The organism is Pseudomonas sp. KH_027 (assembly GCF_057838565.1).
Map to the genome: position 1 here is coordinate 405206 of NZ_CM174470.1, position 12693 is coordinate 417898.

A 12693-nucleotide genomic window follows, 5' to 3' on the forward strand; every position below is an offset into this window, starting at 1 on the left:
GTGTTTCCGCGGGAAACCTCTCACCAGCCGGAGCGTGCCATGAGCCAACAACCGCTTGCCGTTATCGCCCCCAGCCCCGCTCAGGTGCTGCGGGTCGTTGCATCGACTGGCCCGTCTCTGGCGCCGCAACGCCTGCGCCCTCAGCCCTAACCTTCCCAAGGAGCTTGCCGTGACCACCCACACCAAATACCGCGATGTCGAAATCCGTGCTCCGCGTGGCACTCAGCTGAACACCAAGAGCTGGATGACCGAAGCGCCTCTGCGCATGCTGATGAACAACCTCGACCCGGAAGTGGCGGAGAACCCCAAGGAGCTGGTGGTGTACGGCGGTATCGGCCGCGCCGCGCGCGATTGGGAGTGCTACGACAAGATCGTCGCGACCCTCAAGGAGCTGAACGACGACGAAACCCTGCTGGTGCAGTCGGGCAAGCCGGTCGGCGTGTTCAAGACCCACAGCAATGCCCCGCGCGTGCTGATCGCCAACTCCAACCTGGTGCCGCATTGGGCCACCTGGGAACACTTCAATGAGTTGGATGCCAAGGGCCTGGCCATGTACGGCCAGATGACCGCCGGCAGCTGGATCTACATAGGCAGCCAGGGCATCGTCCAGGGCACCTACGAAACCTTCGTCGAAGCCGGCCGCCAGCATTACGATGGCAGCCTCAAGGGCAAGTGGGTGTTGACCGCCGGGCTCGGTGGCATGGGCGGTGCCCAGCCACTGGCCGCAACGTTGGCCGGTGCCTGCTCGCTGAACATCGAGTGCCAGCAGAGCCGTATCGATTTCCGCCTGAAAACCCGTTATGTCGATGAGCAGGCCAGCGACCTGGACGATGCCCTGGCGCGCCTCCAGAAGTACTGCGCCGAGGGCAAGGCGATCTCCATCGCCCTGTGTGGCAACGCCGCCGAGATTCTTCCGGAACTGGTGCGCCGCGGCGTGCGCCCGGACATGGTCACCGACCAGACCAGCGCCCACGACCCGCTCAACGGCTACCTGCCCAAGGGCTGGACCTGGGACGAGTACCGCGCCAAGGCGCAGTTGCAGCCGGCTGAAGTGGTCAAGGCCGCCAAGCAATCGATGGCCGTGCACGTCCAAGCCATGTTGGACTTCCAGAAGATGGGCGTGCCGACCTTCGACTACGGCAACAATATCCGGCAGATGGCCAAGGAAGAGGGCGTGGCCAATGCCTTCGACTTCCCCGGTTTCGTCCCGGCCTATATCCGCCCGCTGTTCTGCCGTGGCGTCGGGCCGTTCCGCTGGGCCGCGTTGTCCGGCGACCCGCAGGACATCTACAAGACCGACGCCAAGGTCAAGGAACTGATTCCGGACGACGAGCACCTGCACCGCTGGCTGGACATGGCCCGCGAGCGCATCGCCTTCCAGGGCCTGCCGGCGCGTATCTGCTGGGTCGGCCTGGGCCTGCGCGCCAAGCTTGGCCTGGCCTTCAACGAAATGGTCCGTACCGGCGAGCTGTCCGCACCGATCGTAATCGGCCGCGACCACCTCGACTCCGGTTCGGTGGCCAGCCCCAACCGTGAAACCGAAGCCATGCGCGACGGCTCCGACGCGGTCTCCGACTGGCCGCTGCTGAATGCCCTGTTGAACACTGCCAGTGGCGCGACCTGGGTCTCGCTGCACCACGGCGGCGGCGTCGGCATGGGCTTCTCCCAGCATTCGGGGATGGTCATCGTCTGCGACGGCAGCGACGACGCCGCCCAGCGGATCGCCCGCGTACTGCACAACGACCCGGCCACCGGGGTAATGCGGCACGCAGATGCCGGGTATGAAATAGCCATCGATTGCGCACGCGAACAGGGCCTCAATCTGCCCATGCTCAAGGCCTGATGGCACTCGCTCGCCACCTGCTGGCGAGTGTTTGCACTGCCATAACCCTGTTCACTGTTTAGGAGCGTCCGATCATGAAATACAACAAGACCCTGCTGGCCTCGCTGCTCGCCCTCGGCCTGCTGACCGGCAGTGCTGCGAGTCAGGCCGCCGGTTGGTGCGAGTCGGGTAAACCGGTGAAGTTCGCCGGGCTCAATTGGGAGAGCGGCATGCTACTCACCGATGTGCTGCAGATCGTGCTCAAGGAAGGCTACGGTTGTGAAACCGACAGCCTGCCGGGCAACTCCATCACCATGGAAAACGCCCTGAGCAGCAACGACATCCAGGTGTTCGCCGAGGAGTGGGTCGGTCGTAGCGAGGTCTGGAACAAGGCCGCGGCGGCCGGCAAGGTGGTGGGGGTCGGTGCGCCGATCGTCGGTGCGGTCGAAGGCTGGTACGTGCCGCGTTATGTGGTCGAGGGCGATGCCAAGCGCAAGCTCGAAGCCAAGGCGCCGAACCTCAAGGCGATCACTGACCTGGCCCAGTACACCGAAGTCTTCAGTGACCCGGAAGAGCCCGGTAAAGGCCGCTTCTACAATTGCCCGGCCGGTTGGACCTGCGAGCTGGACAACAGCGAGATGCTGAAAAGCTACGGCCTGGAAGACAAGTTCACCAACTTCCGCCCTGGCACCGGCCCGGCGCTGGATGCCGCGGTGCTGTCGAGCTACAAGCGTGGCGAGCCTATCCTGTTCTATTACTGGTCGCCGACGCCGCTGATGGGGCAGGTCGATCTGGTCAAGCTGGACGAGAAACCGGGCGTCGACAAGAGCATCAGCATCCAGGTCGGCTTGTCCAAGGCCTTCCATGAGCAGGCGCCGGAGCTGGTTGCGGTGCTGGAGAAGGTCAATCTGCCGATCGACCTGCTGAACCAGAACCTGGCGCGGATGGCCAAGGAGCGCATCGACTCGCCCAAGCTGGCCCAGGTCTTCCTCAAGGAACACCCGGAAGTCTGGCACGCCTGGGTCAGCGAAGACGCGGCGAAGAAGATCGACGCAGCGCTGTAAACCGCCGTAGGGGAGGGGCTCGATGCCCCTCCTGTGTTGCAAAGGACAGTCCCCTCGCGCGGGTTGGCGAGGGTTGCGGAGCGGGGGCTGGCGCCGCCCTCCCAGGCCAAACCGATCGAGAGCACCCTATGTTCCCCGAACGCTTTACTTTCTCCATCGCCGACTGGGTCAATGGCTGGGTCGATGATCTGGTGACCAATTACGGTGATGTGTTCCGGCACATTTCCGACACCCTGCTGTGGGCCATCGTCAACCTCGAAGGTCTGCTGCGCTCCACCCCCTGGTGGCTGATGCTGGCCATTGTCGCCGGTATCGCCTGGCACGCCACGCGCCGTGCGCTGCCGACCCTGGTGATCGTCGGCCTGCTGTTCCTGGTCGGTGCCGTCGGGCTCTGGGACAAATTGATGCAGACCCTGGCGCTGATGCTGGTGGCGACCCTGATCTCGGTGCTGATCGGCATTCCGCTGGGCATTCTGTCCGCCCGTAGCAACCGTTTGCGTGCGGTGCTGATGCCGCTGCTGGACATCATGCAGACCATGCCCAGCTTCGTGTACCTGATTCCGGTGCTGATGTTGTTCGGCCTGGGCAAGGTGCCGGCGATTTTCGCCACGGTGATCTACGCCGCGCCGCCGCTGATCCGCCTCACCGATCTGGGCATTCGCCAGGTCGATCGCGAGGTGATGGAGGCGGTCAACGCCTTCGGTGCCAACCGCATGCAACAGTTGTTCGGCGTGCAACTGCCATTGGCGATGCCGAGCATCATGGCCGGTATCAACCAGACCACCATGATGGCCCTGTCGATGGTGGTGATCGCCTCGATGATCGGTGCCCGTGGCTTGGGCGAAGACGTGCTGATCGGCATCCAGACCCTCAACGTCGGACGCGGTCTCGAAGCCGGTCTGGCCATCGTTATTCTGGCCGTGGTCATCGACCGCATCACCCAGGCCTATGGCCGTGCGCGGCATGAGGTGAGCAAATGAACAAGATAGAGGTCAAGAACGTCTTCAAGATTTTCGGTGCCCGCCCCGAGGCCGCGCTGAAAATGATCCAGCAGGGCCAGAGCAAGGATCAGGTGCTGGCCGCGACCGATTGCGTGGTCGGGGTCAACGACCTGTCGCTGAGCATCGGCGCCGGCGAGATTTTCGTCATCATGGGCCTGTCCGGTTCGGGCAAGTCGACCCTGGTGCGGCACTTCAATCGCCTGATCGACCCGACCAGCGGCGAGATCCTGGTCGATGGCGAAGACATCCTGCGCTACGACATGGAAGCGCTGCGCAACTTCCGCCGGCGCAAGATCAGCATGGTGTTCCAGAGCTTCGGCCTGTTGCCGCACAAGAGCGTGCAGGACAACGTCGCCTACGGCCTCAAGGTGCGCGGCGAGAGCAAGGCCCATTGCGCCGAACGCGCGCTGCATTGGATCAACACCGTCGGCCTCAAGGGCTACGAAAAATCCTACCCGCACCAGCTCTCCGGTGGCATGCGCCAACGGGTCGGCCTGGCCCGCGCCCTGGCGGCGGACACCGACATCATCCTCATGGATGAAGCTTTCAGCGCCCTCGATCCGCTGATCCGCGCCGAGATGCAGGACCAGTTGCTGGAACTGCAGAAAACCCTGCACAAGACCATCGTCTTCATCACCCACGATCTCGATGAAGCGGTGCGCATCGGCAACCGCATCGCCATTCTCAAGGACGGCCGGCTGATCCAGGTCGGTACGCCGAAGGAAATCCTCTACCAGCCCGCCGACGATTACGTCGATCGTTTCGTCCAGCGCCGCGTGGCCACAATCTAAAGGAGCGCCCGATGTCGTCTGTGGAAAAAATCGTGCTTGGCAATGGCCCGTGGCGTTGGCAGGACGTGGTCGCGGTGGCCCGTTACGGCGCCCGGCTGGAGCTGTCGCCCATGGCCTGGGCGCGGATCGACAACGCTCGCGGCATCGTCGAGCGCATCGTCGCCAGCGGCGAGCGCGCCTACGGCATCAACACCGGGCTGGGGGCGTTGTGCAACGTCGCCTTGCAGGGCGAACAACTGAGCCAGCTGTCGCGCAATACCCTGCTCAGCCATGCCTGCGGCGTAGGCGCGCCACTGGCGGACGAGCAGACCCGCGCGATTATCTGCGCGGCAATCACCAACTACAGCCAAGGCAAATCCGGCGTGCAGCGGCCCGTGGTCGAAGCCCTGCTGGCCCTGCTCAATCGCGGCATCACCCCGCGCGTACCGGCGCAAGGGTCGGTGGGCTACCTGACGCACATGGCGCATGTCGGCATCTGCCTGCTCGGTGTTGGCGAGGTGAGTTATCGCGGCCAGATCATGCCGGCCAGTGAGGCACTCGCGGCCGAAGGGCTGGAGCCGGTACAGTTGGGTGCCAAGGACGGGCTCTGCCTGGTCAATGGCACGCCGTGCATGACCGGCTTGAGCTGCCTGGCGCTGGCCGATGCGACCCGCCTGACGCAGTGGGCCGATGTGATCGGCGCCATGAGTTTCGAGGCCCTGCGTGGCCAGCTCGACGCCTTCGATGCCGAGATCATTGCGCTGAAGCCGCACCCGGGCATGCAACGGGTCGGCGGCAACCTGCGCGCCCTGCTCGCCGGCAGCGAAGTGCTGGCCAACAGCCGCGGCATCCGCACCCAGGACGCCCTGAGCATCCGCTCGATTCCGCAGGTGCATGGCGCCTGTCGCGATCAACTGGCCCATGCCGCGCAGCAGATCGAAACCGAGCTCAACTCGGTGACCGACAACCCGCTGGTGCTGGGTACGCCGGACGACTACCGGGTGGTCTCGCAAGCCAACCCGCACGGCGAATCGGTGGCGATGGCGGCCGACCTGCTGGCGATTGCCGTGGCCGAACTCGGCGGCATCGCCGAACGCCGCCTGGATCGACTGATCAACCCGCTGGTCAGTGGCTTGCCGGCGTTCCTGGTCAGCCAGCCGGGCGTCAACTCGGGGATGATGATCGTGCAGTACGTGGCGGCCTCGCTCTGCGGCGAAAACCGCCAGTTGGCGCAGCCGGCGGTGGTCGACAACTTCGTCACCTCCGGGCTGCAGGAGGACCACCTGAGCCTCGGCACCAGCGCGGCCCTGAAGCTGCAGCGGGTGCTGGACAACAGCACGCAGATCCTCGCCATCGAGTACCTGCTGGCCGCCCAGGCCTTCGAATTTCTCAAAAATCAGCGCTTCGGCGTCGGCACCGGGCACGCCTGGAGCCTGCTGCGCCAGCATGTGCCGGCCTACGCACAGGATCGCTGGCTGGCGCCGGACATCGCCAGCAGCGCCGCGCTGTTGCGTGACGATGCGGCGCTGAACAGGCTCGACGCCTGTGTGGGAGGCTTGCAATGAAAAAGCTCTGGCACGGCTGCCACGCCGCGACCATGGCGGGCGGGCGTTACTCGATCATCGAGGATGCGGCGTTGGTCACCGCTGGCGAACGCATCGAATGGATCGGCCCGCACGCCGAGCTGCCGGCTGGCGACTATGCCGAGCGCATCGACCTCGGTGGCGCCTGGGTCACCCCCGGATTGATCGACTGCCACACCCATGCGGTATTTGGCGGCAATCGCAGCGGCGAATTCGAGCAGCGCCTCGAAGGCGTCAGCTACGCCGAGATCGCCGCAGCCGGTGGCGGCATCGCCAGCACCGTGCGCGCCACCCGTGCGGCCAGCGAGGATGAACTGCTCGTCAGCGCCAGTCAGCGCCTGCGCAGTTTGCTGCGCGATGGCGTGACCACGGTGGAGATCAAGTCCGGCTACGGCCTCGACCTGGCCAGCGAACGCAAGATGTTGCGGGTGATCCGCCGCCTCGGCGAGACGCTGCCCGTCACCGTGCGCAGCACCTGCCTGGCGGCCCATGCGCTGCCCGCGGAATACGCCGAGCGCGCCGATGACTACATCGCGCATATCTGCACGGACATGCTGCCGACGCTGGCCGCCGAAGGGCTGGTCGATGCGGTGGATGCCTTTTGCGAATACCTGGCGTTTTCGCCGGCGCAGGTCGAGCGCGTGTTCATCGCCGCCCGTGCCCTGGGTTTGCCGGTCAAGCTGCATGCCGAGCAGCTGTCGGCCCTCGGTGGCTCCAGCCTGGCGGCGCGCTATCAGGCATTGTCGGCCGATCACCTGGAGTTCATGACCGAAGCGGATGCCCAGGCCATGGCCGCGGCCGGCACCGTCGCGGTGTTGCTACCGGGCGCGTTCTACTTTCTGCGCGAAACCCAGCTGCCGCCGCTGCAGGCGTTGCGTCAGCACGGGGTGAGCATGGCGATTGCCAGCGACCTCAACCCCGGCACCTCGCCAGCGCTGTCGCTGCGGCTGATGCTGAACATGGCCTGCACGCTGTTTCGCATGACCCCGGAAGAAGCACTGGCCGGTGTCACCCTGCATGCAGCCAAGGCCCTGGGCCTGGCGGATAGCCACGGCAGCCTGGAAGTCGGCAAGGTCGCCGACTTTGTCGCCTGGGGCATCGCGCGGCCGGCGGAGCTGTCCTATTGGCTGGGCGGCGAGCTGGGTAGACGGGTGATTCGCCATGGCGAGGAGCTGATAAATGTCTGATTTGATCAACGATGCCTTCGAGTTCAACCGTGGCCGCGTACCGCTGCTGATCAGCATGCCGCACGCCGGCACCCGTCTGACCCCGGCGGTCGCCGCCGGGCTGGTGGCGCACGCGCAAAGCCTGCCGGATACCGACTGGAACATCCCCAGGCTCTACGACTTCGCCGCCGAACTGGGCGCCAGCACCTTGGCCGCCGGCTATTCACGTTATGTGGTCGACCTTAACCGACCCGCCGATGACAAGCCGCTGTACGCCACGGCCACCACCGGCCTGTACCCCGGCACGCTGTTCGATGGCGCGCCGCTGTTCCGTGAAGGCGGCGTGCCTTCGGAGGCCGAGCGCGGGCGCTATCTGCAGCAGATCTGGACGCCGTACCACCAGACCATCGCCGCTGAGCTGGCGCGGATGAAGGCCGAGTTCGGTTATGCACTGCTGTTCGATGCGCACTCGATCTGTTCGCAGGTGCCGCACCTGTTCGTGGGCTGCCTGCCGGACTTCAACCTCGGTACGAATGACGGCGCCAGTTGCGACACGCAGTTGGCGCAACGGCTCGAGCAGGTCTGCGCCGCCGCCCCGCAGTACAGCCATGTGCTCAACGGGCGCTTCAAGGGCGGCCATATCACCCGCCATTACGGCAAGCCGACAAACGCTATCCATGCGGTCCAGCTGGAACTGGCGCAGTGCATCTACATGGACGAGGCCGAGCCCTTCGCCTTTCGTGAAGCGCTTGCCGCCGATGCCCGCGTGGTCTTGCGCAAACTATTGGAAACCTACCTGGCCTGGGGCCGGGAAACTTATTCGACGAGGACCTCATCATGAAGGCCAAGCTGCATTTTACCCCCGGTCAACTGAGCCTGGAGCAACTGCGCCAGGTGTACCGTGAACCGCTCACCGTGACCCTGGATCCGGCCTGCTATGCCGACATCAAGGCGTCCATCGCCACGGTGGCCGAGATCATCGCCAGTGAGCGTACGGTCTACGGCATCAACACCGGCTTCGGCCTGCTGGCCCGCACCTCGATCCCCGCCGAGTCGCTGAGCACCCTGCAGCGCAACCTGGTGCTGTCCCACAGTTGCGGCACCGGCCCGCTGCTGGATGACGCCAGCGTGCGGCTGATCATGGTGCTCAAGGTCGGTTCCCTGGCCCGTGGTTTCTCCGGCATCAGTGTCGAGGTGCTGGAGGCGCTGCTGAAGCTGCTCGACCTGGAGATCTACCCGTGCATCCCGTCCCAGGGCTCGGTCGGCGCCTCCGGCGATCTGGCGCCGTTGGCGCACCTGGCGGCAACCCTGCTCGGCGAAGGGCAGATGCGCCACCGTGGCGAGCTGCTCAGTGCCCGCGAGGGCCTCAAGCTGGCCGGGCTGGAACCCATGACCCTGGGCCCGAAGGAAGGACTGGCGCTGCTCAACGGCACCCAGGTGTCCACCGCATTGGCCCTGCGTGGCTTGTTCGCCGCCGAGCAGCTATTCGCCGCGGCGGTGGTTGCCGGCGCGCTGACGGTGGACGCGCTGAAAGGCTCCGACGTGCCCTTCGACCCGCGCATCCAGGCTGTGCGTGGCCAGCCGGGGCAGATCGCCGTGGCGGCCTTCTATCGCGGCATGCTGGCCGGCAGCCAGATCCGCAATTCGCACCTTGACTGCAAGCGCGTGCAGGACCCGTACTCGCTGCGCTGCCAGCCGCAGGTGATGGGCGCTTGCCTGGATCATCTGCGCTTCGCCGCCGGGGTGTTCCTGCGCGAGGCCAATGCGGTGTCGGATAACCCGCTGGTGTTCGCCGACTCCGGCGATGTGCTCTCCGGTGGCAACTTTCACGCCGAGCCGGTAGCCATGGCCGCCGACGTGCTGGCCCTGGCGATTGCCGAGATCGGCGCGCTGTCGGAGCGGCGTATCGCGCAGCTGGTCGACCCGGCGCTCTCGGGTTTGCCGGCTTTCCTGGTGCTGGAGGGTGGGCTGAACTCCGGCTTCATGATCGCCCAGGTAACGGCGGCGGCCCTGGCCTCGGAAAACAAGAGCCTGGCGCACCCGGCCTCGGTGGACAGCCTGCCGACCTCGGCGAACCAGGAAGACCACGTGTCGATGGCGACCTTCGCCGCCCGGCGTTTGGCCGATATGGCCGGCAACAGCGCCGGGGTGGTAGCGATCGAGGTGCTGGCGGCGGCCCAGGGCTTGGATTTCCATCGGCCGATGACGACTTCGCCGCCGCTCGAAGAGGTGATGGCGTTGATCCGCGCCGAGGTGCCACAGTATGACGTGGACCGTTATTTCGCCCCGGACATCGTCGCGGCGCGGGCCTGGGTCGAGACGGGGGCCTTCCTGCGCTGGCTGCCGGCCGAAGCGCTTTACCAGGCTTGAGCCTTGGGCGCGGCTGAACTACTCCCAGTTCAACCGCGCCAGTTTCCATTCGCCGTCGTCGTTCCACCATTCCAGCTTGACGCCGTAGTGCCTGGCGCTGTCCGGGATCAGCCCCTCGGCGCCGGTCATGGCCACCTGCGCTTCGCTGAAGCCCTTGTTGCTGTAGGTCGGGTCGATGTGGCTGCTCTTGCCCAAGGCGATCACCTTGACGTTCTTGTAACGTATGAACAGCCCGAGCATGGTGCGCTTGGCCCAGTCGCGGTCGAATTCCTGTTGGGCACGGAACTCGGGGTGCAGCTGTTCGAGCACGGCATGGTTGTTCTTCGCCTCGAGGTTGTCCTGCAGTTGCTGCACCGCAGCTTCCAGCGCCGCCTGCGGATCGTCGCGGCGGCAACCGGCCAGCAGGGCGAAAACCAGTAGCAGGGGCAGGCTAAATAGTCGTGCTGGCATGCTGAATCTCCTTTTCATGGTTATGATGCCGGGCAGAGCATAAGAGCGGCGCCTGGCAGGCACCGTAGGTAAAAACAAGGGAGCGCACCATGCAGACTTTGTATCCGGAGATTAAGCCTTACGCGCGCCATGAATTGGCCGTGGATGAGCCGCACGTACTCTACATCGACGAGAGCGGCACGCCGGATGGTTTACCCGTTGTCTTTATCCACGGTGGCCCGGGTGCGGGCTGCGACGCGCTGAGCCGGCGCTTCTTCGACCCAAATCTGTACCGCATCGTCACCTTCGATCAGCGCGGTTGCGGCCGCTCCACGCCGCACGCCAGCCTGGAGAACAACACCACCTGGGACCTGGTGGCGGACCTTGAGCGCATCCGCGAGCACCTGGGTATCGAAAAATGGGTGCTGTTCGGCGGCTCCTGGGGGTCGACCCTGTCGCTGGCCTACGCCCAGACCCACCCCGAGCGCGTGCATGCGCTGATCCTGCGCGGCATCTTCCTTTGCCGCCCGCAGGAGATTCACTGGTTCTACCAGGAAGGCGCGAGCCGCTTGTTCCCCGACTACTGGCAGGATTACCTGGCGCCGATTCCACCGGAAGAGCGCGGCGAGCTGGTGCAGGCGTTCTACAAGCGCCTGAGCGGCGCCGATCAGATCGCCCAGATGCACGCGGCCAAAGCCTGGTCGACCTGGGAAGGGCGCACCGCGACGCTGCGGCCCAACCCGCTGGTGGTCGACCGTTTCTCCGAGCCGCAGCGCGCGCTGTCGATCGCGCGGATCGAGTGCCACTACTTCATCAACGATTCGTTCCTCGAGCCGGATCAACTGATCCGCGACATGCCGAAGATCGCCCACCTGCCGGGCATCATCGTGCACGGCCGCTATGACGTGGTCTGCCCGCTGGACAACGCCTGGGCGCTGCACCAGGCCTGGCCGAACAGCGAACTGCAGGTGATTCGCGACGCTGGCCACGCGGCCTCCGAACCGGGCATCACCGATGCCCTGGTGCGTGGTGCCGACCAGATCGCCCGGCGTCTGCTCAACCTGTCGCCCGAAGAAGCATGAAGGGACTGATTCAACGGGTGCGCAGTGCGCGGGTCGAGGTGGCGGGCGAGATCGTCGGGGCCATCGACCAGGGCCTGCTGGTACTGGTCGGCGTCGAGCCGCAGGACAACGAAGCGAGCAGCGCCAAGCTGCTGCACAAACTGCTCAACTACCGGGTGTTCAGCGACGCCGACGGCAAGATGAACCGCTCGCTCTGCGATATCGGTGGCGGTTTGCTGCTGGTTTCGCAGTTCACCCTGGCCGCCGATACCAACAGCGGCCTGCGCCCGAGCTTTTCCAGCGCGGCGCCACCGGCCCAGGGCGCGGCGCTGTTCGAGTACCTGGTCGCGCAGGCGCGGCACAAGCATGCGCCGGTCGCGACCGGGCAGTTCGGCGCGGACATGCAAGTGCATCTGATCAACGACGGGCCGGTGACTTTTCTGCTGGAAACCTGAAACTGTGGCTAACCTGAAGCAGGGTGGATCGCTGGCCTGGCTTTTGCCCTGTCCAGTTTCGACAGCCAGACTCGCCAGCCACGCTTGCGCCGGTTAGCATGCGCTCCCAAAGCCTGCGGGCTCGCGCTTCACCCCAGACAACCTGCCAATTTAGGAGAGGGAATGAAAAAGTTTCTCGCCACACTGCTGTTTTCCGCCTGCGCCCTGACGGGCCTCGGCGCCAATGCCGGAGCCATCGATGACGCGGTGAAGAGCGGCACCCTGCGGGTCGGCATGGACCCGACCTACATGCCGTTCGAGATGACCAACAAGCGCGGCGAGATCGTCGGTTTCGAGGTCGATCTGCTGAAGAACATGGCCAAAGCCATGGGCGTCAAACTGGAACTGGTCTCCACGGCTTACGACGGCATCATCCCGGCGCTGTTGACCGGCAAGTTCGACATGATCGGTTCCGGCATGACCCTGACCCAGGAGCGCAACCTGCGCCTGAACTTCTCCGACCCCTTTATCGTGGTCGGTCAGACCCTGCTGATCCGCAAGGAGCTGGAAGGCAAGATCAAGTCCTACAAGGACCTCAACGATCCGCAGTACCGCATCACCTCCAAGATCGGTACCACCGGCGAGATGGTCGCCAAGAAGCTGATCAGTCAGGCCAAGTACAACGGCTTCGACAACGAGCAGGAAGCGGTGATGGACGTGGTCAACGGCAAAGCCGATGCCTTCATCTACGACGCCCCGTACAACGTGGTGGCGGTGAACAAGGCCGGCGCCGGCAAGCTGGTGTACCTGCCCGAGCCCTTCACCTACGAGCCGCTGGCGTTCGGCCTGAAGAAGGGCGACTACGACAGCCTCAACTGGATCAATAACTACCTGCAGCAGATTCGTGCCGACGGCACCTACGAGCGTATCCATGCCAAGTGGTTCAAGAGCACGGCGTGGCTGAAGGACATGGAATAAGCCGATCCGGCTACT

The 12693-nt window shown here is 65.0% G+C and carries 12 protein-coding genes; 11 read left to right on the forward strand and 1 reads right to left on the reverse strand.

Going from position 1 to position 12693, the window contains the following annotated elements:
• Nucleotides 1-169 precede the first annotated feature (169 nt).
• The 8 genes from hutU to hutH (AC3IYG_RS01990) all read left to right on the forward strand — a co-directional run bounded on the left by hutU (nucleotide 170) and on the right by hutH (AC3IYG_RS01990) (nucleotide 9776).
• On the forward strand, nucleotides 170-1843 hold the full coding sequence (hutU, locus tag AC3IYG_RS01955) for a urocanate hydratase (RefSeq protein WP_489312042.1): 1674 nt from the start codon (nucleotides 170-172) through the stop codon (nucleotides 1841-1843).
• 74 nt (nucleotides 1844-1917) lie between these two features.
• On the forward strand, nucleotides 1918-2886 hold the full coding sequence (locus AC3IYG_RS01960; protein ID WP_489312043.1) for an ABC transporter substrate-binding protein: 969 nt from the start codon (nucleotides 1918-1920) through the stop codon (nucleotides 2884-2886).
• Nucleotides 2887-3014: 128 nt separating this feature from the next.
• Complete coding sequence (locus tag AC3IYG_RS01965; protein WP_489312044.1) at nucleotides 3015-3866, forward strand: ABC transporter permease; 852 nt, start codon at nucleotides 3015-3017, stop codon at nucleotides 3864-3866.
• On the forward strand, nucleotides 3863-4678 hold the full coding sequence (locus AC3IYG_RS01970; RefSeq protein ID WP_489312045.1) for a quaternary amine ABC transporter ATP-binding protein: 816 nt from the start codon (nucleotides 3863-3865) through the stop codon (nucleotides 4676-4678). The genes AC3IYG_RS01965 and AC3IYG_RS01970 overlap by 4 nt, the downstream gene beginning before the upstream one ends.
• An 11-nt stretch (nucleotides 4679-4689) precedes the next feature.
• The gene (gene hutH / locus AC3IYG_RS01975; RefSeq protein ID WP_489312046.1) at nucleotides 4690-6222 is read left to right on the forward strand and encodes a histidine ammonia-lyase; all 1533 of its coding nucleotides are present in this window, start codon (nucleotides 4690-4692) and stop codon (nucleotides 6220-6222) included.
• Entirely contained in the window at nucleotides 6219-7427 is a 1209-nt protein-coding gene (hutI, locus tag AC3IYG_RS01980) for an imidazolonepropionase (protein ID WP_489312047.1), read from the forward strand. Before hutH (AC3IYG_RS01975) ends, hutI begins: the two co-directional genes overlap by 4 nt.
• Nucleotides 7420-8247, forward strand: coding sequence for an N-formylglutamate deformylase (gene hutG, locus AC3IYG_RS01985; RefSeq protein WP_489312048.1), 828 nt, complete (start codon nucleotides 7420-7422; stop codon nucleotides 8245-8247). Before hutI ends, hutG begins: the two co-directional genes overlap by 8 nt.
• Nucleotides 8244-9776, forward strand: a complete 1533-nt coding sequence (hutH, locus tag AC3IYG_RS01990; protein ID WP_489312049.1) for a histidine ammonia-lyase — start codon at nucleotides 8244-8246, stop codon at nucleotides 9774-9776. The genes hutG and hutH (AC3IYG_RS01990) overlap by 4 nt, the downstream gene beginning before the upstream one ends.
• A gap of 18 nt (nucleotides 9777-9794) precedes the next feature.
• On the opposite strand, the gene AC3IYG_RS01995 is transcribed toward hutH (AC3IYG_RS01990), so the two are convergent.
• Nucleotides 9795-10226, reverse strand: a complete 432-nt coding sequence (locus tag AC3IYG_RS01995; RefSeq protein ID WP_489312050.1) for a hypothetical protein — start codon at nucleotides 10224-10226, stop codon at nucleotides 9795-9797.
• Between the two features lie 89 nt (nucleotides 10227-10315).
• Here AC3IYG_RS01995 and pip point away from each other — a divergent pair, with 89 nt between their 5' ends.
• The 3 genes from pip (at nucleotide 10316) to AC3IYG_RS02010 (ending at nucleotide 12678) form a co-directional block, all read left to right on the forward strand.
• Nucleotides 10316-11287 (forward strand): prolyl aminopeptidase, encoded by a 972-nt coding sequence (gene pip / locus AC3IYG_RS02000; protein ID WP_489312051.1) that lies wholly within the window; start codon nucleotides 10316-10318, stop codon nucleotides 11285-11287.
• Nucleotides 11284-11721 carry a D-aminoacyl-tRNA deacylase gene (gene dtd, locus AC3IYG_RS02005; RefSeq protein ID WP_489312052.1) on the forward strand — a complete coding sequence of 146 codons (438 nt, stop codon included), beginning with the start codon at nucleotides 11284-11286 and terminating at the stop codon, nucleotides 11719-11721. The genes pip and dtd overlap by 4 nt, the downstream gene beginning before the upstream one ends.
• A gap of 162 nt (nucleotides 11722-11883) precedes the next feature.
• On the forward strand, nucleotides 11884-12678 hold the full coding sequence (locus AC3IYG_RS02010; protein ID WP_489312053.1) for a transporter substrate-binding domain-containing protein: 795 nt from the start codon (nucleotides 11884-11886) through the stop codon (nucleotides 12676-12678).
• Nucleotides 12679-12693 lie beyond the last annotated feature (15 nt).